This is a genomic window from Massilia niabensis (genome assembly GCF_042655085.1).
Taxonomy (GTDB): Bacteria; Pseudomonadota; Gammaproteobacteria; order Burkholderiales; family Burkholderiaceae_D; genus Telluria; species Telluria niabensis.
On the sequence record NZ_JBHSMU010000009.1, the window covers coordinates 18,734 to 44,080 of the forward strand.

Annotated in this window: 23 protein-coding genes; 13 read left to right on the top strand and 10 right to left on the bottom strand. The window is 63.6% G+C overall.

What is annotated here, in order from left to right; genetic code table 11:
- Positions 1-47: 47 nt before the first annotated feature.
- Complete coding sequence (gene mnmE, locus ACFPN5_RS08220; protein ID WP_379781992.1) at positions 48-1,427, bottom strand: tRNA uridine-5-carboxymethylaminomethyl(34) synthesis GTPase MnmE; 1,380 nt, start codon at positions 1,425-1,427, stop codon at positions 48-50.
- 212 nt (positions 1,428-1,639) lie between these two features.
- Between mnmE and ACFPN5_RS08225 the strand changes: the two genes are divergently transcribed.
- Positions 1,640-1,777 carry a PEP-CTERM sorting domain-containing protein gene (locus tag ACFPN5_RS08225; protein WP_379781994.1) on the top strand — a complete coding sequence of 46 codons (138 nt, stop codon included), beginning with the start codon at positions 1,640-1,642 and terminating at the stop codon, positions 1,775-1,777.
- A gap of 87 nt (positions 1,778-1,864) precedes the next feature.
- Here the strand turns inward: ACFPN5_RS08225 and yidC are convergent, their stop codons facing one another.
- Genes yidC through rpmH form a run of 4 tightly spaced genes read right to left on the bottom strand, consistent with a single transcriptional unit; the run spans position 1,865 to position 4,386 of the window.
- Positions 1,865-3,541 carry a membrane protein insertase YidC gene (gene yidC, locus ACFPN5_RS08230; protein ID WP_379781997.1) on the bottom strand — a complete coding sequence of 559 codons (1,677 nt, stop codon included), beginning with the start codon at positions 3,539-3,541 and terminating at the stop codon, positions 1,865-1,867.
- An 11-nt stretch (positions 3,542-3,552) separates the two neighbouring features.
- Positions 3,553-3,813 (bottom strand): membrane protein insertion efficiency factor YidD, encoded by a 261-nt coding sequence (yidD, locus tag ACFPN5_RS08235; RefSeq protein WP_379781999.1) that lies wholly within the window; start codon positions 3,811-3,813, stop codon positions 3,553-3,555.
- Positions 3,810-4,220, bottom strand: a complete 411-nt coding sequence (gene rnpA, locus ACFPN5_RS08240) for a ribonuclease P protein component (protein ID WP_379783097.1) — start codon at positions 4,218-4,220, stop codon at positions 3,810-3,812. The genes yidD and rnpA overlap by 4 nt, the downstream gene beginning before the upstream one ends.
- A gap of 31 nt (positions 4,221-4,251) precedes the next feature.
- Complete coding sequence (gene rpmH, locus ACFPN5_RS08245; protein ID WP_040378179.1) at positions 4,252-4,386, bottom strand: 50S ribosomal protein L34; 135 nt, start codon at positions 4,384-4,386, stop codon at positions 4,252-4,254.
- 346 nt (positions 4,387-4,732) lie between these two features.
- On the opposite strand from rpmH, the gene dnaA reads away from it, so the two are divergent.
- The 3 genes from dnaA to gyrB all read left to right on the top strand — a co-directional run bounded on the left by dnaA (position 4,733) and on the right by gyrB (position 9,891).
- The gene (gene dnaA / locus ACFPN5_RS08250) at positions 4,733-6,124 is read left to right on the top strand and encodes a chromosomal replication initiator protein DnaA (protein WP_379782002.1); all 1,392 of its coding nucleotides are present in this window, start codon (positions 4,733-4,735) and stop codon (positions 6,122-6,124) included.
- 98 nt (positions 6,125-6,222) lie between these two features.
- Positions 6,223-7,329 carry a DNA polymerase III subunit beta gene (gene dnaN / locus ACFPN5_RS08255; RefSeq protein WP_379782004.1) on the top strand — a complete coding sequence of 369 codons (1,107 nt, stop codon included), beginning with the start codon at positions 6,223-6,225 and terminating at the stop codon, positions 7,327-7,329.
- 60 nt (positions 7,330-7,389) lie between these two features.
- Positions 7,390-9,891: a DNA topoisomerase (ATP-hydrolyzing) subunit B gene (gene gyrB / locus ACFPN5_RS08260; protein ID WP_379782006.1), complete on the top strand. Its 2,502-nt coding sequence runs from the start codon at positions 7,390-7,392 to the stop codon at positions 9,889-9,891.
- Between the two features lie 47 nt (positions 9,892-9,938).
- On the opposite strand, the gene ACFPN5_RS08265 is transcribed toward gyrB, so the two are convergent.
- Positions 9,939-11,228 carry an MFS transporter gene (locus ACFPN5_RS08265; RefSeq protein WP_379782008.1) on the bottom strand — a complete coding sequence of 430 codons (1,290 nt, stop codon included), beginning with the start codon at positions 11,226-11,228 and terminating at the stop codon, positions 9,939-9,941.
- 279 nt (positions 11,229-11,507) lie between these two features.
- On the opposite strand from ACFPN5_RS08265, the gene ACFPN5_RS08270 reads away from it, so the two are divergent.
- From ACFPN5_RS08270 to ACFPN5_RS08280, 3 genes are read left to right on the top strand one after another with little or no spacing between them, the layout of a single operon-like run.
- Positions 11,508-12,002 carry an Hcp family type VI secretion system effector gene (locus ACFPN5_RS08270; protein ID WP_379782010.1) on the top strand — a complete coding sequence of 165 codons (495 nt, stop codon included), beginning with the start codon at positions 11,508-11,510 and terminating at the stop codon, positions 12,000-12,002.
- A gap of 7 nt (positions 12,003-12,009) precedes the next feature.
- Positions 12,010-12,390 (top strand): hypothetical protein, encoded by a 381-nt coding sequence (locus ACFPN5_RS08275; RefSeq protein ID WP_379782012.1) that lies wholly within the window; start codon positions 12,010-12,012, stop codon positions 12,388-12,390.
- Positions 12,371-12,949 carry a hypothetical protein gene (locus ACFPN5_RS08280; RefSeq protein WP_379782014.1) on the top strand — a complete coding sequence of 193 codons (579 nt, stop codon included), beginning with the start codon at positions 12,371-12,373 and terminating at the stop codon, positions 12,947-12,949. Before ACFPN5_RS08275 ends, ACFPN5_RS08280 begins: the two co-directional genes overlap by 20 nt.
- 899 nt (positions 12,950-13,848) lie before the next feature.
- Here the strand turns inward: ACFPN5_RS08280 and ACFPN5_RS08285 are convergent.
- Positions 13,849-14,994 carry an acyltransferase family protein gene (locus tag ACFPN5_RS08285; RefSeq protein WP_379782016.1) on the bottom strand — a complete coding sequence of 382 codons (1,146 nt, stop codon included), beginning with the start codon at positions 14,992-14,994 and terminating at the stop codon, positions 13,849-13,851.
- Positions 14,995-15,240: 246 nt separating this feature from the next.
- Between ACFPN5_RS08285 and ACFPN5_RS08290 the strand changes: the two genes are divergently transcribed.
- Complete coding sequence (locus tag ACFPN5_RS08290) at positions 15,241-16,947, top strand: sensor domain-containing diguanylate cyclase (protein ID WP_379782018.1); 1,707 nt, start codon at positions 15,241-15,243, stop codon at positions 16,945-16,947.
- A gap of 9 nt (positions 16,948-16,956) precedes the next feature.
- Here ACFPN5_RS08290 and ACFPN5_RS08295 read toward each other — a convergent pair whose 3' ends face one another.
- Positions 16,957-18,585, bottom strand: a complete 1,629-nt coding sequence (locus ACFPN5_RS08295) for an ATP-binding domain-containing protein (protein ID WP_379782020.1) — start codon at positions 18,583-18,585, stop codon at positions 16,957-16,959.
- 144 nt (positions 18,586-18,729) lie between these two features.
- On the opposite strand from ACFPN5_RS08295, the gene ACFPN5_RS08300 reads away from it, so the two are divergent.
- From ACFPN5_RS08300 to ACFPN5_RS08315, 4 genes are all read left to right on the top strand, one after another.
- On the top strand, positions 18,730-19,194 hold the full coding sequence (locus tag ACFPN5_RS08300; protein WP_379782022.1) for an Rrf2 family transcriptional regulator: 465 nt from the start codon (positions 18,730-18,732) through the stop codon (positions 19,192-19,194).
- Entirely contained in the window at positions 19,169-20,086 is a 918-nt protein-coding gene (locus ACFPN5_RS08305) for an NAD(P)/FAD-dependent oxidoreductase (protein WP_379782024.1), read from the top strand. The genes ACFPN5_RS08300 and ACFPN5_RS08305 overlap by 26 nt, the downstream gene beginning before the upstream one ends.
- 160 nt (positions 20,087-20,246) lie before the next feature.
- A complete protein-coding gene (locus ACFPN5_RS08310; protein WP_379782026.1) occupies positions 20,247-22,121 on the top strand; it encodes an AI-2E family transporter in 1,875 nt (624 codons plus the stop codon).
- A gap of 91 nt (positions 22,122-22,212) precedes the next feature.
- Positions 22,213-22,866 carry an HAD hydrolase-like protein gene (locus ACFPN5_RS08315; RefSeq protein WP_379782028.1) on the top strand — a complete coding sequence of 218 codons (654 nt, stop codon included), beginning with the start codon at positions 22,213-22,215 and terminating at the stop codon, positions 22,864-22,866.
- Between the two features lie 16 nt (positions 22,867-22,882).
- Here ACFPN5_RS08315 and ACFPN5_RS08320 read toward each other — a convergent pair whose 3' ends face one another.
- Positions 22,883-24,118, bottom strand: coding sequence for an RtcB family protein (locus ACFPN5_RS08320; RefSeq protein ID WP_379782030.1), 1,236 nt, complete (start codon positions 24,116-24,118; stop codon positions 22,883-22,885).
- A gap of 172 nt (positions 24,119-24,290) precedes the next feature.
- Between ACFPN5_RS08320 and ACFPN5_RS08325 the strand changes: the two genes are divergently transcribed.
- Positions 24,291-24,713: a hypothetical protein gene (locus ACFPN5_RS08325; protein WP_379782032.1), complete on the top strand. Its 423-nt coding sequence runs from the start codon at positions 24,291-24,293 to the stop codon at positions 24,711-24,713.
- Here ACFPN5_RS08325 and ACFPN5_RS08330 read toward each other — a convergent pair whose 3' ends face one another.
- Positions 24,714-25,322, bottom strand: coding sequence for a phosphatase PAP2 family protein (locus ACFPN5_RS08330; RefSeq protein ID WP_379782035.1), 609 nt, complete (start codon positions 25,320-25,322; stop codon positions 24,714-24,716).
- Positions 25,323-25,347: the final 25 nt, after the last annotated feature.

A 25,347-nucleotide genomic window follows, 5' to 3' on the forward strand; every position in this document is an offset into this window, starting at 1 on the left:
GGAGAGCCTAGCATGGCGGCGCGCGGGGACGCGCCGCGCTCGGCAAGCTATTTGCCGATACAAAACCGGCTGAAAATCACCCCAAGCAAATCATCCGGCGTGAACTGGCCCGTAATGCTGGACAGCTGATCCTGCGCCAGCCTCAGCTCTTCGGCAAACAGGTCGAGCGACTGGTCATCCTGCGCCGCATGCTGGGCCGCCATGTCGAGATGCTGCCTCGCCCCGCGCAGCGCGATCAGGTGGCGTTCGCGCGCCAGGTACAGCGACTCGCCGGTCTGCTGCCAGCCCGCGATGCGCAGCAATTCCGCGCGCAGCAGGTCGATGCCCAGCTTTTCGTTGGCCGACAGGTAGATATGCGTCGCGTCCGCCGCGCCCTCGACCGCTGCACGGTGGCCCGACAGGTCGATCTTGTTCCAGATGCGCACCACCGGCACTCCGGCCGGGAAAGCGGCGACGATCGTTTCATCGGCCGCGCTCGGGCCCAGGCTCGCATCGAGCAGGTGCAGGATCACGTCCGCCTTGCCGACTTCCCCCCAGGTGCGCTCGATGCCGATGCGCTCGACCACGTCGATCCCTTCGTCGATCGCGCGGATGCCCGCCGTGTCGATGATATTCAGGGGAATACCCTCGATCTGGATCGTCTCGCTGACCTTGTCGCGCGTGGTGCCGGCGATCGGTGTGACGATCGCCACTTCCGCCCCGGCCAGCGCGTTCAATAGCGACGACTTGCCGACATTCGGCTGCCCGACCAGCACCACGTTCAGGCCCTCGCGCAGCAGGGCGCCTTGCGCCGCCTGGCGGAACACGTGCTCGAGCGACTCGATGATTCCACCCAGTTGCCCGCGCGCGTTCGACTTCTCGAGGAAATCGATCTCCTCTTCCGGGAAGTCCAGAGTCGCCTCAACCAGCATCCGCAGGTTGATGGTCTGCTCCACCAGCCGGTGCACCACCTGCGAGAACGCGCCCGATAGCGATTGCGAGGCCGAGCGTGCCGCCGCCTCGGTGGAGGCGTCGATCAGGTCGGCCACGGCTTCGGCTTGCGCCAGGTCGAGCTTGTCGTTGAGATAGGCGCGGCGCGTGAATTCGCCGGGTTCGGCCAGGCGCAGGCCGTGCTCGCGACCCGCTTCCAGCACCCGCGCGAGCAGCATCTGCAGCACCACGGGCCCGCCGTGGCCGTGCAATTCGAGCACGTCTTCACCTGTGTACGAATGCGGCGCCTTGAAATACAGCGCGAGGCCCTGGTCGATGACGGCGCCGTCCCCCGACTTGAACGGGATGTAGGTGGCATGGCGCGGCGCCAGTTGGGTACCGGGGAACAGGGTGTCGATCAGCGCGCCGAGCGACTTGCCCGAGGCGCGCACGACGCCGATGCCGCCGCGTCCTGGTGCGGTGGCGATGGCGGCAATGGGAGAGGTATCAAGCTTCATCGACGAATTGTAAGTGATTTATGGAAGGGAACGGAAAGCCCGGCGGGCCACACCTGGCAGACCGTTTATAGCCAGCAAGTGACCTCGGTACAATATCTGGCAGAGTTGGCGCCGATCCAGTTCAACTCGGGCCTCGTCAGCGGCCTGTGGCTTGACTCGAGCCCGGCGCAGTTCCAGAGCTATCACGGCTTCTACGGCTGCCTCGACCAAGCTTGCAACATCGCAGCGGCAACCTCGCCTTTAATTTTGTCCAGGCCGACATCGAGGAAGTGCCGGAACCGGCAAGCCTGGCCTTGTTCGGCCTGGGCATCCTGGGCGCCGCTGCCGCACGCCGCCGCAAAGCCGCCTGAGCGAATTGCCAGGCTGAAAAACAAGAAGCCCGTGGAGTCCACGGGCTTCTTTGCGTTCAAGGCAGCTTACGCCTTACCTGTTCGGCTTTACTTCTTTGTTTCGTACTTCTTCGTGATCACCCACTGCTGCGCGATCGACACCAGGTTGTTGACCACCCAGTACAGCACCAGGCCCGACGGGAAGAACACGAACATGACCGAGAACGCTAGCGGCATGAACAGCATCATCTTCGCCTGCATCGGGTCGGCCGGCTGTGGGCTGAGCTTTTGCGTGATGAACATCGAGCCGGCGTACAGGACCGGCAGGATGAACCACGGGTCAGGCTGGGTCAGATCCTGGATCCAGCCGATCCACGGGGCGCCGCGCATCTCGACCGAGGCCAACAGCACGTAATACAGCGCCAGGAACACCGGCATCTGCACCAGGATCGGCAGGCAGCCGCCCAGCGGATTGATCTTCTCGGCCTTGTACAGCTCCATCGTGGCCTGCTGCATCTTGACCGGGTCGGCTTTGTAGCGCTCGCGGATTGCCTGCATCTTCGGCGTCACCACACGCATCTTCGCCATGCTGCGGTAGCCCGCGGCCGACAGCGGGAAGAAGGCCAGCTTGATCAGGATGGTGAAGGCGATGATGGTCCAGCCCCAGTTGCCCAGCACCTTGTGGATCTGGTCCATGATCCAGAACAGCGGCTTGGCGATGATCGCGAACATGCCGTAGTCCTTGACCAGCTCGAGGCCCGGGGTGATCGTTTCCAGCGTCTTCTCATCCTGCGGCCCCGAATACAGGCGCGCCGTGTTCGAGACGGTGGCGCCCGGCGCCACGGTGCCAAGCGGCTGGACGGTGCCGATGGCGTACAGGTTGGTTCCCAGCTTCTTCGTGAAGATTTCACGCGCTGCATTTTCGGCCGGAATGAAGGCCGACGCGAAGAAGTGCTCCGAAATGGCAACCCAGCCGCCGTTCGCCTTGGTGGCGTGCTCGGCCTTGCCCTTTTCGATGTCTTCGAAGGTCAGCTTCTGGTACTTGTCTTCCGGCGTCCACAGGGTCGGGCCCGTGTAGCTCGGCATGAAGAACGACTCGCCCGGCGGCGGGTTGCCGTCGTGCTGCAGCTGCAGGTAGAGCGAAGGCTGCACCGGCACCGCGGTCAGGTTCGTCACGTCGTGGCGCACGTCGATGACGTAGTCGCCGCGCTTGAACGTCAGCGTCTTGGTCAGCTTCACGCCGCCCTGCTCGGCTTCGAGCACGACCTGCACCGAATTGTTGCCGTCGAGCGTACGCGCGCCCGGACGCGCCACGAATGGCGTGTTGTGGTTCGGCAGCACGCCGGCCGGGGTCGAGCCGATCAGGCCGGTCTGGCCGAGGTAGACGTTGTTGCCCGAGACGTCGAACAGGACCTGGTTCCTGGTCTTGTCGTACTGGTCCGGGTACTTCAGCAGCTCGAGGCGGCGGATCACGCCGCCGACGGTGTCGATCTCGGCTTTCACGACGTCGGTAGTGATGGTGATGCGCTCGGCACGCACCGGCGCAGGCGCGGCCGGCTGGCCCGGCAATGCACCAGGCACGGCGCCCGGGACCGCGCCCGTTTGCGCTGCGGCGGGAACGCCGGTGGTGCCATTCGCGGCGGGGGCCAGCGCGGTGGCAACCTTGGCCGGCGGCGCAGGCGAGAACATCGACTGCTTACCGTTCGACACCATCCAGTTGTTCCACAGGATGACTAGCGAGACGGAAAAGACAATCCACAGAATGGTACGTTTATTGATTTCCATTGAGGTATTGATCAGGAGTGGTTGCAACCGCAAGCGGCTGAGTGGGAATGCGTGTGCCCCTTGGGCGGCACGGGGTCGACGCCGCCGGCGTTCCAGGGGTGGCAGCGGCCGAGTCGGCGCGCGGCCAGCCAGCTGCCGCGCAGCGCACCATGGGTCTGGAGCGCCTCGATGGCATAGCTGGAACAGGACGGGTAAAAGCGGCAATTCTGCCCGAGCATCGGCGACAGCACGAGCCGGTAAGCACGCACGATCCAGATGAGCAAGGTCTTCATGAGATTAAGGGCGCTGGCGCCGGCCCGGCGGGCCGCCGCGGGCGCTGGCTAGCGAGCAGGCGCGAGAGTTCCGCGTGCAGCAGGCGTTTCAGGGCGCTGTTGGTCGCCGGACCCGCCTTCGTGTTGACCGGGCGAGCCAGGCGGATGATGCAATCGACGGCCTGGATCTCGTTCGTGCGGAACAGCTCGCGTGTGATGCGCTTGATGGTATTGCGGGTGACGGCGCGCGGCGCGAAACGCTTGGCCGCGACGATACCCAGCCGCGCATGGGGCAGCGGGCTGGGCCGTGTGTACAACACGAAATGCGCGGATTTTTGCGCTGGCCGCAAACGAAAAACGGATGAGAACTCATCCGTTTTTAGAATGCGCCGAGCGCGCGCGAAGTCGTGCGAACCTTCGCCTGTCATGGCTGACCGCGGTCGATCAGGCACTACTGGCTTAGACAGCCAGACGCTTGCGGCCCTTGGCGCGGCGTGCGTTCAGAACCTGGCGGCCACCACGGGTAGCCATACGTGCGCGGAAGCCGTGCGTGCGCTTGCGACGAACGACGGAAGGTTGGTAAGTACGTTTCATGGTGGTCTCGCTTAAAGCAAAATAGGATGCAAAATCGGGTCTGACGTCTTCGTCAGGAATCGGCGCCGATGACAGTTCGCAGATGTTAAGCCAGCGTCACGCCACACAGCTCATCCGTGCATATCGAGGCCGAAATTGACTGGCTGACAGGCGTGCGGACGGGGAACCCTGAATTAGACTCTATTTGGCGCCACACTGTCAAGGCAGCTGTTGTTTCCCGCTGTCGCTTTCCTTATGTATAAGTACGCTTTTATCCCCAGCCAACCGCCGAAAAGGCCGGGCTCCCTGTGGATAACTCCCGAGAAAACGGGTAAAATAGCGTGTTACGTATCACGAAGCCGCACACATGGAAAATTTTTGGCAGACCGCCTCAGCGCAGCTGGAGCTCGAGCTGACGCCGCAGCAATACAGCGCATGGATCAAACCGCTAGTCGCCCTCGATTACGAGGATGGCAAGCTGCGCATTGCAGCGCCCAACCGCTTCAAGCTCGACTGGGTGAAGTCGCAGTTCGCCAACCGCATCACCGCGCTCGCCTGCCAATACTGGGAAGCCCCGGTCGAGGTGCAGTTCGTGCTCGACCCGCGCCTGAATAAAAAAATTCCGGATGCGGTGCGCCCTGCCCCGGCCAACACGCCGATGCCGGGCGAGCTGCGCGCCTCGCCGCAGTCCATCGAGCCGCAGCCGAACCTGAACATCGCCAACTCGCCGAAACGGGAGCAGAGCCGCATCAACCCGGACCTGACCTTCGACAGCTTCGTGACCGGTAAGGCCAACCAGCTGGCGCGCGCCGCCGCGATCCAGGTCGCGAACAACCCGGGCGTGTCGTACAACCCGCTGTTCTTCTACGGCGGCGTCGGCCTCGGTAAAACCCACTTGATCCACGCGATCGGCAACCAGGTCATGGCCGACCAGCCGGGCGCGCGCATCCGCTACATCCACGCCGAGCAGTATGTGCGCGACGTCGTCACCGCCTACCAGCGGAAAGGCTTCGACGACTTCAAGCATTACTATCACTCGCTTGACATGCTGCTGATCGATGATATTCAATTCTTCGGTGGCAAGAGCCGCACGCAGGAAGAGTTCTTCTATGCGTTCGAGGCGCTGATCGCTGCGAAAAAGCAGATCATCATCACCTCGGATACCTATCCGAAAGAGATCACCGGCATGGATGACCGCCTGATCTCGCGCTTTGACTCCGGCCTGACGGTCGCGATCGAGCCGCCGGAACTGGAAATGCGCGTGGCCATCCTGCTCAAAAAAGCGCAGTCCGAGGGCGTGATCCTGTCGGACGACGTCGCCTTCTTCGTGGCGAAACACCTGCGCTCGAACGTGCGCGAGCTGGAAGGCGCGCTGCGCAAGATCCTGGCCTACTCGCGCTTCCACGGCAAGGACATCACGATCGATATCGTGAAAGAAGCCCTCAAGGATTTGCTGTCGGTACAAAACCGCCAGATCTCGGTGGAAAACATCCAGAAGACCGTCGCCGACTTCTTCAACATCAAGGTCGCCGACATGTACTCGAAGCGGCGCCCGGCCAACATCGCCCGCCCGCGCCAGATCGCCATGTACCTGGCGAAAGAGCTGACCCAGAAGAGTTTGCCGGAGATCGGCGAGCTGTTCGGCGGCCGCGACCACACCACGGTGCTGCACGCGGTGCGCAAGATCGCGGGAGATCGCCAGAAAAACCCCGAGTGCAACCACGAACTGCACGTGCTGGAACAGACCCTGAAGGGCTGATCCCCTCGAAGCTCAGCCGGGGGTGGTAATTGCCCTCGGCAAGCGGCAAAATAGTGCTATAGAAATACTTTCATCAAATAAACCTTTCGAGGACAAATATGCAATTGGTCAAAACCACCCGAGACACACTTCTCCGGCCACTGCAGATCGTGAGCGGTATTGTCGAGCGTCGGCACACTATGCCGATTCTGGCCAATATCCTCATCCGCAAGGACGGCGAGAGCGTCTCCTTCCTGTCGACCGACACCGAAGTGCAGATCACGACGCTGGCCAACATCGGCTCTGGCGACGACATCACCGGCACCACGGTCGCCGCGCGTAAGTTATTGGACATTTTGCGCGCGCTGCCGGAGTCCGGCGATGTGACGATGACGCTGGCCAACAAGCGCCTGACGGTACAGAGCGGCAAGTCGCGCTTTGCGCTGCAAACGCTGGCGGCCGAGGAATTCCCGACCGTCTCCGTGGCCGACACCTATAACGCCTCGGTCACCCTGCCGCAAAAGACGCTGAAGCACCTGTTCAACATGGTGCACTTCGCGATGGCGCAGCAGGACATCCGCTACTACCTGAACGGCCTGCTACTGGTGCTGGACGGTAACAAGGTGATTGCCGTTGCCACCGACGGCCACCGCCTGGCCTTCTGCCAGGTGCAGGCCGAGCAGGAATTCGAGCGCCAGGAAGTCATCATCCCGCGCAAGACGATTATTGAACTGCAGCGCCTGCTGGAAGAAAGCGACGAGACCGTGCGCCTCGACATCGCCGCCTCGCAAGTAAAACTGACCTTTGCCGACATCGAACTGGTGTCGAAACTGGTCGAGGGTAAATTCCCTGATTACACCCGCGTGATCCCGAAGGGTTACAAGAACGACTTCACGATCAGCCGCGACGAACTGCTGCGCTCGCTCCAGCGCGCTGCGATCATGACCAGCGACAAGTTCAAGGGCGTGCGCTGCATCATCACCCCGGGCAGCATGAAGATCAGCTCGACCAATGCTGACCAGGAAGAAGCGGTCGAAGAACTCGAAATCGACTACGGCGGCGACCAGATCGACATCGGCTTCAACGTGACGTACCTGCTCGACGTGCTGAACAACCTGAAGTGCGACCAGATCAACATCGCACTGGGCGACTCGAATTCGTCGGCCCTGATCTCGATTCCCGACAATGGCGACTTTAAATATGTCGTCATGCCGATGCGTATTTAAGCGGCCACCAGCCGTCGATACCGCGCAGTCTGAATACATAGTTTTTTGAGAAAGTAGTCCATGTCCGATCACACCAATGAAATGCCCCAGTCGCCGATGATGTCGGACGACTACGGCGCCGCCTCGATTCAAATTCTGGAAGGCCTGGAAGCGGTCCGCAAGCGGCCGGGCATGTACATTGGCGATACCTCGGACGGCACCGGCCTGCACCACCTCGTCTTCGAAGTGCTGGATAACTCGATCGACGAGTCGCTCGCCGGCTACTGCACCGAAATCCATGTGACCATCCACGCGGACAATTCGATCTCGATCGCCGACAACGGCCGCGGCATCCCGACCGGCGTCAAAATGGACGACAAGCACGAGCCGAAGCGCTCGGCGACCGAAATCGCCCTGACCGAACTCCACGCCGGCGGCAAGTTCAACCAGAACTCGTACAAAGTATCGGGCGGCCTGCACGGCGTGGGCGTGTCCTGCGTGAATGCGCTGTCGAAGCTGCTGCGCGTGACCGTGCGCCAAAAAGGCAAGGTCCACCAGATGGAATTCGTGCGCGGCGTTCCGCAGAACCGCGAAATCGAGATCGTCGACGGCTTCGAAGTCTCCCCGATCAAGGTGATCGGCGAAACCGACAAGCGCGGTACCGAAGTGCACTTCTGGGCCGACGAGGAAATCTTCACCCACGTCGAATTCCACTACGAGATCCTCTCGAAGCGTATTCGCGAGCTGTCCTTCCTGAACAACGGCGTCAACATCCGCCTGAGCGACCACCGCACGGGCAAGGAAGAAGTCTTTGCCTTCGAAGGCGGCACCCGCGGCTTCGTCGAGTACATCAACAAGACCAAGAGCGTCCTGCACCCGACCGTGTTCCAGGCCACGGGCGACCGCATGTCCGAGCATGGCACCAACATCTCGGTCGACGTGTCGATGCAGTGGAACGACGCCTACAACGAGCAGGTGCTGTGCTTTACCAACAACATCCCGCAGCGCGACGGCGGCACCCACCTGACCGGCCTGCGTGCGGCGATGACGCGCGTGATCAACAAATACATCGACGAGCACGATTTCGCGAAAAAGGCGAAAGTCGAAATCTCGGGCGACGACATGCGCGAGGGACTCACCTGCGTGCTGTCGGTGAAAGTGCCTGAGCCAAAATTCTCGTCGCAGACCAAAGACAAGCTGGTGTCGTCCGAAGTGCGCGGCCCGGTCGAGGAAATCGTCGCCAAGACGCTGACGGACTTCCTGAACGAAAAGCCGAACGACGCCAAAATCATCTGCGGCAAGATCGTGGAAGCAGCCCGTGCCCGTGAAGCGGCCCGCAAGGCGCGCGACCTGACCCGCCGCAAGGGCGTGATGGACGGCCTCGGCCTGTCCTCGAAACTGGCGGACTGCCAGGAACGCGACCCGGCGCTGGCCGAACTGTACATCGTCGAGGGTGACTCGGCAGGCGGTTCCGCGAAGCAGGGCCGCGACCGCAAGTTCCAGGCGATCCTGCCGCTGCGTGGCAAGGTGCTGAACGTGGAAAAGGCGCGTTTCGAAAAGATGCTGTCGTCGGAGCAGATCACGACCCTGATCGCCACCCTCGGCACCTCGATCGGCCCGGACGAATTCAACGTCGACAAGCTGCGCTACCACCGCATCATCATCATGACCGATGCGGACGTCGACGGCGCCCACATCCGCACCCTGCTGCTGACGCTGTTCTACCGCCAGATGCCGCAACTGGTCGAGCGTGGCCACATCTACATTGCCCAGCCGCCGCTGTACAAAGTAAAGGCCGGCCGCGACGAGCGCTACCTGAAGGATGACATCGAGGAAGCGAGCTACATGATGATGGTGGCGCTCAATGGCGCCTCGCTGATCCCGCGCGAAGGCGCCGAGCCGATCAACGGCGACGCGCTGGCTGAACTGGTGCGCCAGTACAACCTGGCCAACGCCATCATGATGCGCCTGACCCGCGTGATCGACCGCGCCGCGCTGACCGCCATCATGAGCGGCATCACGCTCGACATGAGCACGCTGGACGCGTCCGGCGTTTCCGCCAAGGCGATGGAAGCGGCGATCAACGACCCCGCAGTGCGCGTGGTCGTGCGCTCGGACGAGATCAGCGAAAAGCACTCCCTGCGCATCGAGCGCATGCGCCACGGTAACGTCTACGTGACCTCCATCGACGCCGACTTCGTGCTCAGCAACGACTACGCCGTGCTGGCCAACGCCGCCGCCACCTTCCAGGGCCTGATGGGCGAAGGCGCCATCATGCGCCGCGGCGAAGGCGAAAAGATGAAGGAATTCGCCGTGCGCGAATTCCACGAAGCGATGATCTGGCTGCGCGAAGAAGCCGAGCGCGGCGTGTCGAAGCAGCGCTACAAGGGCCTGGGCGAGATGAATCCGGAACAGCTGTGGGAAACCACGATGGACCCGACCGTGCGCCGCCTGCTGCGGGTGCAGATCGAGGACGCGATTGCGGCGGACCAGATCTTCACCACGCTGATGGGCGACGACGTGGAGCCGCGCAGGAACTTTATTGAGTCGAATGCGCTGCAGGCGGGGAACATCGACGTCTGATCCGTCTGACGCAATGAAAAAGCCAACCGTCGAGGTTGGCTTTTTTTTCAGCTGTCCTGTTCAGGAATCGAGCGCACGACCAGGAACTGATACGACATCGCACCGAGGAAGGCAATGCCGGCGCCCGTGAGCAGGGCCGGCACGAAGGACCAGGTCTGCGCAATGAAGCCGGTCAGGATCGGCGCCAGCGCGCCACCAATAAAACCGCCGAAGTTCTGGATCGCGCCAAGCGACGCAATCCGGCTGCGCGGTGCCACCACGGTGACGAGCGACCAGGAGCAGGCTGACGCAGCATTGGCCAGGAAAATCACGATCGAGATGCAGGCAATGGCGACGGTATTGCTCTCGACCAGCGCTGCCGGAATCGTGAACGCCACCATGCCCAGCATTGCCGCCACCACCGCCCTGCGCCGGCCGGCCAGCGGCGAAGTTGAATTCCGCGCCACCCGGTCGGAAGCCCAGCCTGCAATCAGGGCGCCGGCGAAGCCGCACGCGAAGGGAATCGAGGCCGCCAGACCGGCGTACGCGATGTCCATCTGGCGCTCGGTTCGCAGATAGCCCGGTAGCCAGGTCAAATACACCCAGTTCAGGTAGACCGACCCGGAAAAACCAAACAGCATGCCCCAGGTGGCGCGGTGCCGGAACAGCGCGCGCCAGGATGCAAAAGTCGTTTTCGGCGCTGGCTCTGGGCTCTGCCCCGCATCGAGGTAGGCGATCTCAGCCTCGGACATCTGCCCACGGACCGGATCGCGGTACAAGGCGACCCAGATCACTGCCGCCACCAGGCCCATCGCGCCAGTGACGAAGAACGCCCAATGCCAGCTCGTGGCGGCGATCAGCGGCGACAGGAGCAAAGGCGCGAGCGCCACGCCCAGCGGCGACGCCGAATTGTAGACGCCGGTCGGCGTGCCGCGTGCACGCAGCGGAAACCAGTTGCTCACCACCCGCGCCGCCGCCGGGAACTGCGGCGCTTCACCAATCCCGAGGACGATACGCGCGATCACGAACCAGCCGAAGGTGGAGACGAGCCCGCCCGCGGCTTGGGCCAGCGACCACACCACTAGACCCATGCCGAGCAGCCAGCGCGGCCCGATCTTGTCGACCAGCGCACCGACCGGAAGCTGGCATAGCGCATAGCTCCAGGAGAACGCCGACAGCAGCAGGCCCATCTGACCAAGCGAAAGGCCGAGGTCTGCCCGGATGAACTCGTTGGCGACGGCAAGGGTGGCGCGGTCGAGGTAGTTAATGACGCCGGTGAGGACCAAGAGCACAAGGGCCAGGGTTTGACGGCGGCGGATGCGCGGAGGGGTAGTTTCGTAGGCAGGGATAGCGTTCATTGCAGGATGCTACCAAATGAACGTTGCTAGGTCGAAAGATATTCTGGGCGCTGATGGATTGCGCTCCGTGCTGCAGACCGCAGCCGCTGTACGAGGTGAGGTGTCAGCCAACGACGCCCGCTGGCTCCAGGATTGCCTCCGACCGAATTGCGACGTATTGATACCACACAACCCGACAAATCTACCGAACGCGACAATCGCTCCTGGCCGTCGCGTAGCGCGCTGGGAGAGCTACGCAAACTGATCGGTTCTTCCCGGAATAACTTGAGCGGAGTGACGATGGCGATTGATGCATACCTGCAGATAGACGGGATCAAGGGCGAATCCCAGGACGACGGGCACAAGGGTTGGATCGAGTGCCTGGACGTGGACTTTGGCGTGACACAACCTCGCAGCGCCACCGCATCGACTGGCGGCGGGCATACTGCTGAACGTGCCGAGTTCGACGACATCCTGCTTTCCAAGATGACCGATCTCTCGACGCCGCTCCTGTTGCAGCACTGCGCGATGGGGAAGACCATCCCCAAGGCGAAGTTCGAATTCATGAGGGCGGACGGCGACGGCAAGCCCATCAAGTATTTCGAAATCGAGCTCGAAAATGTCCTGATCGGCATGTGCAAGCCCGGTATCCAGCCCGGTGTGGGGATGACCGAAAACCTGTGTCTCAAGTTTTCGAAGGTAAAGTGGAAGTACACGCAGCAGAAAATCGCGGGTGGCGTGGGCGGCAGCACCCTGGGCGGGTGGGATTTGGCCGTGAACAGAGTCGCTTCTTAGGAACGGCATGCGGCTCGACACGGAAAAATTCGCACAGCATTTGCGCAGGAAAGCGAGAGACAAGAGCCAAGGCAGATGCGCGTTCTACGTCCGCCTCGCACTTCAGGCCGGCGGTGCCCGTTTAGGCAGTCACCCCGGACATGCCAAAGAATACGGCCCGACATTAAGACGAATCGGATTTAGCGAAATCACAGTGGAAAATCCGCTCACGTACAAGTTTATGAAAGGCGACATCGTAGTGATACAGCCTTACTCTGGCGGCAACAAATCTGGGCATATTGCTGGATTCGACGGTACGCAATGGATTTCCGATTTCGTCCAGAAGGATTTCTGGTCCGGGCCTCAATATCGAAAGCACAAGCCAAGCCATGCATTCTATCGACCTTAACCGGCTTCTTGCCGCCGCGGTTCTAGCCGCCGCCAGTTGCAGTGCAGTGGCCGCACTCCCATCGCCCCGTATCCTGGTTGACCCGGTGCTGGGCTTGCGTTACGAAGCCGCTCGCGTCAAGTTCGATCCCCTTCCGGGCCAAGCGATCGCAAGCTGCGAAAACCTTGGAAAAAACGAGGAATGGCAGAGCGTATGGTTCATCTACGCGCAGGCTCGGGATCAGTCCGGGAGGACTTACTATGCCGCCGGCGGTTACGACATCTCCAGAAATTCGCCGGGCAAACCCCAGTTTACAACCGGCGATGCAGGGCTTATTTTCTTTACAGATCGAGGATCATGTACAACCCTTGAACAAGTGCGTGAAACCTTCGACGCAAGATTGTTCGATGACGAGATAACAGAACATATCCTCAAGCAGCTTGCCGTCGACTATGCGAAGAGACTGGAGCGTGCTTTCGGTGCGGCGAAGCTGCGCGCCGAACTACGGAATCAACACGTGGACCAGGACGCGCTTCCGCCAGAGCTGCGGCAAGCGCTCAGCCCTTACTTCGGCAAGTGATACGACGGGCACAAAGGTGGATCGAGTGACTGGATCCGGGTTTTGGTCTTGCTCACTCCCGTAGCGCCATCCACTGGCTGACGGTATGCCGCCGGTCCAACCCTATTCCGAACAAAGCAAATCCGGTCATATTGCCGGTTTCGATGGGCGGGTTTGGATCTCCGATTTCACTCAGCGGGACTTCTGGCCCGGTCCCGGATACCGAGAACATAGGCCAACTCATGCATTCTATCGTCCTTAATCGCCTTGTCACTAGCGCGCTACTCGCCCTTACCAGCTGCCACGCTTTCGCCACCAAACCGGGGCCACGCGTTTTAACCGAGCCTATTCTGAGCCTTCGCTACGAAACGGCGCGTGTGAAGTTCGATCCACTCCCTGCGCATGCGCTTATTAATTGCGAAACCATGCGGGACAACGAGTACGGCAAAGGCGTGTGGTTCGTTTATGCACAGACCAGCGATTCTTCAGGGAGAACCTATTATGTTAGCGGGGGATATGAGATCCGGACTGACGCGCCGGGACGATATGAAACCGGTGGGCTAGGCGCGGTCTTCTTTAAGACATGGCGCGTGAGGTTTTCGAGGAACGGTTGTTTGACGAGGAGCTGCCCGAAGCTGTTCTTAAAAGTCTGGCTGCCGATGTGCCCCGAAGGCTTGTGAAAGCATTCGGCGGCCCCGACAGACTCCGTGCCGAACTACGGAATCAACACGTGGACAAGGACGCGCTTCCGCCAGAGCTGCAGCAAGCGCTCAGCCCTTACTTCGATAAGTAATCCGGTGCGCTCCCTCATGGAACGCCAGCCTCACACCAGTATAACTACTGCAAGAGCGCAAGATGTGCGTCGGCGATCTGGCCTGCCGCATGGCGGCAGGGGGCCGGTGGCAGTTCTGCTCCCATCGTTATTGGCTCGGCAGCCGCGCGCACAGCACGCCGCTCCTGCGGAGGGACCGGCTCGGCGAAAAGAGACGTCCCAGTGGACGTTCGACACGATAGAAAAAAGCGGCGCCAGCCGTCAAGCTTGCTGCCCAAGCGAGCACCATACCTGCCGACTGAAGGTGCGCTCGAGGCGGTACGAATTCGGCAAATAACGCATTCACCACCAAGCAAACAGGAAAATGAACGAGGAACACCGAATAGGAGATTTTTCCCAAGCTGTTCACGACCAACCACGCCCTGGCCGAGCCAGGCGTTGACCTCGCACGGCCGAGCACGATTAGCGCACACGCCACCACCAGGGCGACCGCGGCACGACTTCTGAAATCAACCATCAGGGCCACTAGCGCCGGCAGCGCCATCATGAGCAGCAACACGGCCACAGTACGAGGGCGGCGAGTCGGATCGCTTGCCCACCACGCCAGCACACCTAACCCGTAGCTCCCAAGGAAATACGGCGCCCAGACGTCCCAATCAGAATCCAGATTAAAGTACAGCAGCGATGCGCCGACGGCCACTGTCACCACGGCCGGCATCAGCCAAGGCAGCACGCGATTTCGTGCAACTCGCCCGCATCCCCAAAGCAGCAAGCTCATCACCGCATACAGCTGAAAATCGACCGCCACATACCACGCCCCCGCCGACAACGCTTCATAGCCGAGCACATCCTGCAGCAACAGCGCATGCGCCGCCAACTGCCACACACTCGGCGGCGCCGAAATCGAATCGTGCGTCATCCACGCGCTACCCAGCGCAGAAGCCCCAACCGCCAGCAGCATCGCCACCATGAACGGCGGCGCCAGCTTCAAATAGCGCCGCCAGATCGTCCCCAGCGGATTGGCAAGGCCCGGATACCCCTGCGGCGACAGCGACTTCGCAGCAAGAAACCCGCCAATCACCAGAAACACCTGCACCGCAATCCGCGCATCATCCGCCAGCCAGTCAATCACCCCCGGCATCAACGGCCGCGCATGATCCGCCATCGGCCCATAAAACGCCAAGTGGTGCAGCACGATCAACTGCGCCGCCACCGCCTTCAACAGATTGATCACCCCAAACTCTGCCTGCTGCCCCCGCTCCGCCGCGGGCAATGCTTCAACGACTGCTCCCATCCACACTCCATGCTGACTAACTTCAACAACGCTTCCCGACGCTACCGCTGCAGGATTGCTGCTGATATGGCCGACCGGGCGCCATCATAGCCGAGCTTGCCGAATCGCTACCACGCTCCAATTGTGGGAATCGGTGAGATTGCCTGTGGTAACCTCCCCGTTCTTGTAACGCTTGCCGATCACCGCAGCGCTGCCATGGTGTCCGGGAACCCCGGTATTGCCAGCGTGTGGCCGTCGGCCTGACAGATGAAATTCGAAACCAAGCTTAAACTCGCCGCCGGCGCCATCATCCTCGTCATGTCGACCGTGGCGGCGCTGCCGATGTTCGTCAATCACCAGGTCACGAGCGTGATGTCGGAGCTGCGCAGCGCGTCGCACGTCGAGCGCCTGCAGTTGAGCTTGCTGGAATGGCTGCTCAATGCGGAAACTGCCCAGCGCGGTTTCGTCATCACCGGCGACGAGCGCTTCCTCGATCCCTACCATGCGGCGGTCAACGGGATTCCGGCAACGCAGGCAGCGCTGCGCAAGGCAATGACCAGCGGGGAGGAAATCGCGCGCGCCGTGGCGCTCGAACGCGCCACCGCGGCCAAGATGCAAACCGTGGAGTGGACGATCACCCTGCGCCGCAACCAGGGCTTCGATGCAGCGACGACGCTGATGGGCACAGGCACCGGCAAGGCCCAGATGGACGCACTGCGCAACCTGATCGGCCGCGAGCTTGCCACCTATTCGCAGCGCCGCACCGAGCTCAGCGACCGGCTGGTGGCCACCTCGAATTCGGCGGCCAACGCTAGCCTGATGGCGACGCTGACCAACATCCTGTTCCTGGGCGGCGTGCTGATTGCCGCCTCGCGTGTCCTGCGCCAGCGCGACGCCGCCGAGCACAAGGCGCAGGCGGCCGCCGGCCAGGCGCGCTTGACGAGCGAACGCTTCTCCCTGCAGAACGAGCTGCTGTTCCGCAGCGCCGAGCTGATGCACTCGCTAGAGCTGGCCCAGACGGTCGACGAATCGGCCGGCGTGATTGCCAGCTACCTGCCGCGCCTGCTGCCGAATCTATCCGGCAGCCTCTACCTGTACAACAATTCGCGCGATGTCCTGGAGCGCAAGGCGGGCTGGGGTGACTTCGAAAACGAGCCGCAAACCATCGAGGCGCTCGACTGCTGGGCCCTGCGGCGCGGCAGCGTGCACCAGTTCGGGGGCGACCACGCCCTAGCCTGCCGCCACGCGGGCAAGGCCGACGTGGCGCGCCTGTGCCTGCCGCTGGTAACGCAGGGCGAGGTGATCGGCTGCGTGACGGTGACGGGGCCTGGCCTGCTGAGGGGCGCCGACGAGCAGCGCGCCTGGATCGGCCAGCTCGCCGAGCAGCTGGGGCTGGCGCTGAGCAACGTGCGGCTGCGCGTGTCGCTGCGCCAGCAGTCGATCGTCGATCCGCTCACCCAGCTCTACAACCGCCGCTACATGGACGAAGTGCTGAAACGCGAACTGGTGCGCGCGAGCCGCAGCGGCACGCCCGTCAGCGTGCTGGTGCTCGACCTGGACCACTTCAAGCGCATCAACGACACCTTCGGCCACGAAGCCGGCGACGCCGTCCTGCGCAGGGTGGCGCAGACGCTGCGCGAGAACATCCGTTCCTGCGACGTGGCCTGCCGCATGGGCGGCGAAGAGATGGTGGTGCTGCTGCCGGAATGCGGCATCGAGCACGCCGTCAAACGCGCCGATACCATCCGCCTGGCGATCGCGGCCAGCGAGGTGCTGCACGACGGCCAGCGCATCGGTGCAACCGCGTCGATCGGCGTGGCCTCGTATCCGCAGCACGGAGCCGACATGCAGGAACTGGTTCACGCGGCCGACCTGGCGCTATACGAGGCCAAGCACCAGGGGCGCGATTGCGTGCGCGTGGCGAAGATGGATGGCGCGGCCCTGCTGGTGAACGAGGACGCGGCGGGCATCTGACCCTTGACCTTACATCCGGTCCAGCAACTGCAAGGCCGCCCGGTCACTCATCACCAGCACCAGTTTCAGGCGCGCCCGTGTCATGCCAACAAAAAGTTTGCGCAGCACGACCTCGCTCATGTCCTCGAAATCGATCTCCGTAAAAATCAGCGCCGGCGCCGACTGGCCTTTGAAACGGTAGACCGATTCGGCCAGCAGCCCGCCCTCGCGGAACACGGGGTTGCCGAATAAATCGTAGTCGCCCGTGAACGAGCGCAGGGTGTGGGCGTCGCTCAGTTTGTCCAGGTTGAGGATGGCCGAGCGCTCGCGCCCGCGGAACGAGCAGATGGCGATGTCGGTGCGGCCGAAGCCGGCGGCCAGACAGCTCGTCACCGCGCGCCGGGTCTGGGCCAGCATGGCCTCGATGTCGCCTTCGGGATAGGTGAGTTCCTCGATGTCGCCGCCTTTGAAGGGGCTGCCCGCCTCCACCGGCTCGCGCGCGGCGCCGATCGATTTGAGCATCTGCACGATCTGGCGCGGGCTGCGGTAGTTGGTGTCCGAATGCAGTTTTACCCAGCTAGGGAGCGGCACCATCTGGCGGCCGTACAGGTTCTGGTCCGGGTCTTCCAGCCAGATGGCGCGCCCATTCTCTTTCAGCATGCCCAGCACGATGTCGCGCCAGGCAATCGAAAAGTCCTGTCCTTCGTCGACGATCAGCACGTCGAACTGCCAGGTTTCCGGCAGCGCGACTTCGGCCAGCGCCTTTTCGATGTCGTTCCAGACCTCGGGCGAGGAATAGTCGGGCGTGACGTCCTGGGCGCGCATCCAGGCGTCGCACAGCATGTGGAAGGTCGACACCCGCCCGCCGGGCGGCACCAGGCGCTCGATGTGGTCGGCCAGCGGCCGGTTGAAGCACACGTACAGCGGGCGCAGGCCGGCGTCGATGGCGGCCTGGTACTCGGCCAGCGCCAGCTGGGTCTTGCCGCTGCCGGCGGTGCCGACCACGCGCAGGCGGAACGGCTCGAATTCCAGGCGGCGCGCCCAGGTGGCCAGGCCGCCCGAGAGGCGCGTCACCATCTGCGTGGCCGAGCCGATCATCGAGCTGGGGTCGGGGCGCAAACTCAGGGTGTCGCCGAGGAAGCGTGTGATCTTGTCGAATTCGTCGGTTTTGTCCGTGATCGGCAGCGCCTCGCGGATCACCTTGGCCAGCCGCCCTTTATTGGTGGCGTCGATGATGTGGCGCGGGTCGATGCCGGCCAGGTTCGGGTCGCGCACCGTGTAGTCGGGGGCGTACAGCAGGTAGTCGATCGACAGCTCGCCCTGGTAGCGGCGCGTCAGGCCCTCGATCGTGTGCAGGATATGGGCGCGGATTTTACGGGGCTTGCCCTGGAAGTTTTTTAGTAAACCATCCCGCGTTTCGTTGAGGAGGCCCGCCACCTGCTCGATCAGCAGCATGCGCCCGTTCGGGGCGACGATGATGAAGTCGACATCGCCATACACCGAGAAGCCCGCCTCCACGTTCGTCCAGTGCACCCCGTGGTAGATGTGATAGGGCGTGTCACTTAGCCGCTGGTCGAGGAAGGCGAGGGTTTCGATCTCGCGTGCTGCATTTCCGGTGACGGACATCTCGCGCCAGCCGGCAGGATGAATTTGGGCCATGGGTTTCGGAAAGTGCAGATAGTAAGTTAGCAAGACAAGATGACAATACGAGTAGCAAGATTGTAAGGCTGTTCACAGGAAGTAAACACACTGTTGGATGCAGGACGCCGGCAGCGCATCAAGTTTTGTACTATCATAAGTTACATGAGACGCGATTCCCGACTTTCCTCGATCCTGCACCTGCTCCTGCACATGGCCCACAGCGAGCGCCCCTTGACGTCCGAAGAGCTGGCCGGCTTCCTGCACACGAACCCCGTGCTGGTGCGCCGCACCCTGGCGGGCCTGCGCGAGCGCGGCTATGTCGGCTCGGGCAAAGGCCATGGCGGCGGCTGGGTCATTACCGCAGACCTGCGCCAGGTGACGCTGCGCGACATCTACGAAGCCGTCGGCGCGCCCACCATCTTCGCGATGGGCAACCGGGTCGACCATCCGGAATGCCTGGTCGAGAAGGTCGTCAACGCGTCGCTGGCGAGTGCCTTCGATGAAGCCGAAGCATTGCTGATCGCCCGCCTGGGCAGCGTCTCGCTGGCCGAACTGTCAAGCGGTTTCAATGCGCTATACGACCAACACCTTGGAGAACATCATGCACAGCCAACCAATGGAACCTGAATTCGACGCGATCGTCATCGGCGGCAGCTATGCCGGCATGTCGGCCGCCATGCAGCTGGCGCGCGCCCGCCGCCGCGTGCTGGTGATCGACGCCGGACAGCGCCGCAACCGTTTTGCCAGCCACTCACACGGTTTCCTGACGCAGGACGGCACCGAGGCGGCGGCCATCGCCGCCCAGGGACGCGCGCAGTTGATGAACTACCCGAACGTCACGTGGCTCGAGGGCCTGGCGAGCAGCGCCCTGCCCCGCGTGGACGGCTTTGCGGTCACGCTCGCCACGGGCGAGACCCGGTCCGGCAGCCGCCTGGTCCTCGCCACCGGCGTCGCCGACGAACTGCCTGCGGTCGAGGGACTGCGTGAACGCTGGGGCAGCAGCGTGTTCCACTGCCCGTACTGCCACGGCTACGAGCTCGATGCCGGCAACATCGGCGTGCTGGCCGTCGGCGCGCTGTCGATGCACCACGCCTTGATGCTGCCGGACTGGGGCAAGGTGACCTTCTTCCTGAACGATGCCTTCGAGCCGGATGCGGCGCAGCTGGCGGCGCTGGAAGCACGCCAGGTGACGATCGAGCGCACGCCGGTGGCGCGGATCGCCGGCCAGGCCGATGTCGTGCTGGTCGACGGCCGGGTGCTGCCGATGGCAGGGCTGTTCGTGGCGCCGCGCATGCGCGATGCCAGCCCGGTTGCACGTGAACTCGGCTGCGCGATGGAGGAAGGCCCGGCCGGGCGCTATGTGCAGACCGATGCGATGAAAGCGAGCAGCGTGCCCGGCGTGTTTTGCTGCGGCGACATGGCGCGCGCCGCCGGCAACGTCGCCTTTGCCGTTGCCGACGGGGCGATGGCCGGTGTCGCCGCGCACCGCTCGCTGATCCCACAACTTCACACCGCGTAGGCTGCTCGATACAACCCGTGTAGCGGGGTGCGGCCGACTGCTTGATGCCGCTGGGAACTGCCGGGTTTCCATTGATGCTAGACTGCTCGCGCCGGTAGGCTCTGCCGCCGGCGCCGATCAACCAGCAGCCTCACGCAGCCGCCCCTACCAGCCAGCCCCGATGCGCGATTCAGACTCATCCCTGTTCAACATCCTCACTTCCAGCGCGATCGTCACCGCCACCTGCGTGCTGGGGCTGCTGTACTTCGGCCGCGACGTGCTGGAACCCCTGGCGCTGGCATCGATCCTGAGCCTGATGCTCGCGCCGCTCATCCGCGGCCTGCGCCGTGTCGGTTTCGGGCGCCTGCCGGCGACCCTGGTATCGGTTTTGCTGGCCGGCACCTGCGTGGTGGGCGCCAGCACCATCCTGGCCTTCCAGCTGGTCGCCGTCACCGCCGACCTGCCGCAGTACCGCGCGGCGATCCGCTCGAAGATCGAGCGCGTGCGCGAAATCACCGAGCGTCCGTTTGCCCGCCTGGAAGCCGAGCTGAGCGCCGTGGCGCTGCAGTCGCCGCTGCCGCCGCTGCCCCCGGTCACGGTCAAGCGCGGCACCCTGAGCACAAGCGCGAACCAGCCGCTGCCGGTGGAAATCCGCGCGCCGCGCGCCACCACGCGCGACACCCTGGCCCGGCTGTTCTCGGTGGCCTGGGGCCCGATCGGCGAGGCCGGCCTGGTGCTGGTGCTGCTGGTCTTTATTTTGCTGGAACACGAATCGCTGCGCGACCGGGTGATCCGGCTGGCGGGCCAGGCCGAAATCAGCCGCACGGTGCGCGCCCTGTCCGACGCCACGCGCGGCGTGTCGCGCTTTTTCCTGTCGCAGTTCATCATCAACCTGACCTTCGGGGCGCTTACCGGCGTGCTGCTGTGGGCCTTCGGCGTGCCGCATGCGGCGCTGTGGGGCGCACTCTCCGGCCTGCTGCGCTTCGTGCCCTACCTCGGCATCATGGTGGCGGGCGTGCTGATCGCTATTTTCGTGGCCGCGATCGATCCTGGCTGGACGCTGGCGCTGTCCTGCCTGGCGATGTTCGTGGCGCTGGAACTGGTCGTGGCGCACGTGGTCGAGCCGAAGGTGTACGGGCACAGTTCCGGCCTCTCTCCGCTGGCCGTGATCGTCTCGGCGCTGTTCTGGGGCGCGATGTGGGGCCCGGTCGGGCTGCTGCTGTCGACGCCTTTGACGCTGTGCCTGGTGGTGGCGGGGCGCCACGTGCGCGCGCTCGAGCCGATCACGATCTTGCTGGGCGACGTGCCGAACGTGAACGCGGCGCAGCGTTTTTACCAGCGCGTGCTGGGCGGAGAGCGGCATGCCATCATTTCCGATGCGAAGTCGTATCTCGGCCGCCACAGTTTTGCGCGCTACTGCGACCAGATCCTGCTGCCGGGCGTGGCCCTGGCGGCCACCGAAGGACGCAGCGGCCAGATCGACGCCGCGCAGGAAGCGCGCATCCGCACCACGATCGCCGACGTCGCCGCCACGCTCACGCCGATTTCGGGGGCGCCGGCGCGCCGCAGGAAAGGGCGCGTGTCGCTGCTCGACGCCAACGTCGGCGCCCACCTTCGCAAGATGCGCGAGGAGCGCCTGGGACGCTGGCAGGGCTCGCTCGACGTGCCTTCGCATTCGGTGGTGCTGTGCGCCGGCCTGGGCACCGAGCGCGACGACCTGATCAGCGAACTGCTGGTGCGCTCCCTGCGCGAGCTCGGCGTCGATGCGCGCAGCGTCGTCATGGGCCCGGACCAGGACAATCCCGGCCCCGACAAGGCCGACCTCGTCTCGACCGTATTCCTCAGCTATCCGGTCGAGGCGACGCTCGAACAATGGCAGCGCGTTGCCGACGAGCTCCGCGCCGGGCTGCCGAATGCGCTGCTGGTCACGATCCGCCTGCCCTTCGGCGAAGCGGTGGCCAACCAGACGACCGTGCAGGAGCATGTCGACATGGTGCTGCGTTCGTTCGAGGAAAGCCTGGCCTTCGTGGTGCCGGAGCGCGCCGCGCAGGGTTGAGCCTGCTCGCCGTGGCGGCGGTGTGGTTATCGTGGGATGGCGCACCTCGGCACGCTTGTGTTGCATGCCCGGGCTCCGCTACCCTGCTGGCATGACCTATCGCCTCGCCATTTTCGACTTCGACGGGACCCTGGCCGACTCGTTCCCGTTTTTCCTCAGCGTGTTCAACGAGATCGCCGACCGGCACGGCTTTCGCCGCATCCACCCGGCCGAGGTGGAGCGCCTGCGTCATGCCGGCACCCGCGACATGATGCGCCACGTCGGCATGCCGGCCTGGAAACTGCCGCTGGCGGCGGCCAGCTTCAAGACGCTGATGAGCCAGAATACGCACCGGATCCCGCTGTTTCCCCAGGTCGACCACGCCCTGCGCGAGCTGGCGCGCGGCGCGGTGAAGTTGACAATCGTGTCCTCGAATTCCGAGGACAACGTGCGCCGCGTGCTGGGGCCGGAGCTGGCCGTCCTGATCAGCCAGTACGAATGCGGCGTGTCAATTTTCGGCAAGACCTCGCGCATCCGCAAGGTGCTGCAGCGCGCCGCCGTGGCGCCGGCGTCCGCCCTCTACATCGGCGACCAGACCCTGGATGCGCAGGCGGCACGCAAGGCAGGCGTCGCCTTTGCCGCGGTGCATTGGGGTTATTCGCCGATCGAGGCCTTGCGCAAGGTCGAGCCGGACCATGAATTCGATTTGCCGGCGTCGCTGGCGGCGATTGCGACCCTGCAGGCGAAACGGGCGGCGCGGCCGTAGGGCGGCCTCGCCACTCTCACCCCTTCACGCACACGATCTGCTTGAGGGTGTGCACCACCTCCACCAGTTCGCTCTGGGCGCGCATGACGGCGTCGATGTCCTTGTACGCCATCGGGATTTCGTCGATCACGCCGTCGTCCTTGCGCGACTCGACGCCCTGCGTGGCGCGTTCCATGTCGGCGCGGGTGAAGCGGCGCTTGGCCTCGGTGCGGCTCATGGTGCGTCCGGCGCCGTGGCTGCAGCTGTTAAAACTTTCCGGGTTGCCCTTGCCGCGCACGATAAAACTCTTCGCCCCCATCGAACCGGGAATAATGCCGAGTTCCCCCGCGCGCGCCGACACCGCGCCCTTGCGGGTAATCATCACGTCGCGGCCGAAGTGACGTTCCTGCTGCACATAGTTGTGGTGACAATTGACCGCTTCGAGATGGGTCTCGAAGGGTTTTGTGATCACGCCGCGCACCGCGTGGATCAGGTTATGCATCATCACTTCGCGGTTGATGCGCGCGAACTTTTGCGCCCAGCCGACGGCTTCCACGTAATCCTTGTAGTGCTGGGTGCCTTCCTTGAGATAGGCCAGGTCGGCGTCCGGCAGGTTCACCATGTGGCGCCGCATGTCCTGCTTGGCCAGCTCGATGAAATGGGTGCCGATGGCATTGCCCACGCCGCGCGAGCCGGAGTGCAGCATCAGCCACACAGAACCTTCTTCGTCGAGGCAGATCTCGACGAAATGGTTGCCGCTGCCGAGCGTGCCGAGATGCTTGTAGTTGTTGGTGCCGCGCAGCTTGGGCCACTTGCGGCACAGGGCGTCGAACTCGTCCCTCAGCTTGGCCCAGCCGGCGTCCACGGGCGGCGGCGGACGGTCCCAGGAGCCAACGTCGCGCCCCATGGCCTTGCGCGTTTTCGGCGACATGCCGTGCGGGATCGCCTGTTCGATGGCGCTGCGCAGTTTACCCAGGTTGTCGGGCAGGTCCTGCGCACGCAGCGTGGTCTTGGCGGCCATCATGCCGCAGCCGATATCGACCCCGACCGCCGCCGGAATCACGGCGCCGAGCGTCGGAATGACGCTGCCGATGGTCGACCCTTTGCCGAGATGCACATCGGGCATGACGGCCACGTGGTGGTAGATGAAGGGCAGCTGCGCCAGCTTGGCGAGCTGGTCCTTGGCGGCGTCTTCGACGGGCACGCCGCGCGTCCACATCTTGACGGGCTTGGCTTTTTCGGCGCCGAGCAGTTCGTAGTCGGGCTGTTTCATCTGTGGTTTCTAGTTGAGGCGGCAACGGTTTCATCATCGCCGAATTCGGGAAATGGGGGAGTCCGGGAGAGGTGGCGCCAAGGCGGGCCACCTGTTCAGTTGCACCGCGAGAACGGCGCGTTCTATACTGCCCGGGGCGCCGCACCTGCCGCGCCATACCTTGGAAACCTGCATGCGAAAACCTTATTTGCTCGCCCCGCTGCTCGCGCCCCTGCTGCTGGCCGGCTGCGTCGACGACTCGGCCACCTATTACATCGACGGCAACCAGCACGTCCTGACGGTGCGGGCGACGCAGGACTACTTCTGGAGCAAGGAAGTCAGGCTCGACCTGATCGCATCGCGCATGCCGGACTGCCAGCGCCGTATCGCGCTGGGCGAATTGCCGGTGTCAAGCCTTGAAGTGGAACTGTTCGCCTCCGGCGAGAACGAGTACACCCTGCGCGCCGGCGAACAGGCGTGGCGTGTCGATACGCAGGGATGCAAGGAGATGGAAGCGCCCGAGCAGGTGACCGGGCGGCCGCTCGGCCTGTTCCACCTCGACGACGCCAACAAGCTGATTTTCGAGGCGGCCGAGGCGGAAACACCAAAGGGCTAATTAAGGGCGCAGCCAGCCGCGCGCAATCGGCGCCGCCAGCACGCGGCGGTAGACATATTGCATCAGCGACGCGACCGCGTGCGCCACCGCCTGCCCTGTCCGGCTATTGGCCAGCACCGCCGCCACGCCCGACACGACCAGGGCGCACACCATGTCCAGCGGCCAGTGCACACCCAGGAAAACGCGCGCCCAGCAGACCGCCACCGACAGCGCCAGCAGCGCCGCGCCGAAACGCTGCGCCTCGCGCAACTGGCACAGCATGAGTGCGATCGCCACCGACAGCATGCTGGTCGCGTGATCGCTCGGGAAGGAACTGTCCGGCGCGTGGTCCAGGAAGGCCTGGCCGATGCCGACCACGAAGGGACGCGGGTAAGACCACACCAGGCCGATGATCTTGCTCATCGTGAGTGCGATGACGGCAGCGAGCAGGGCGCGCACGGCCGCGTCGCGCTGGCCTGCCGCACCATTGGTCCACATCAGCACCAGCCCCAGCGGCACGATCATGATGAGCCACTCTGCGGCAAAGATGGCGCTATGGAGGTGCCAGCCCGACAGTCCGGGCGCGGCGTTGATCAGCGAAAACAGGGAGTAATTCAGGGCGTCGAACATGGCAGTGATATACGAAAAGCAATAT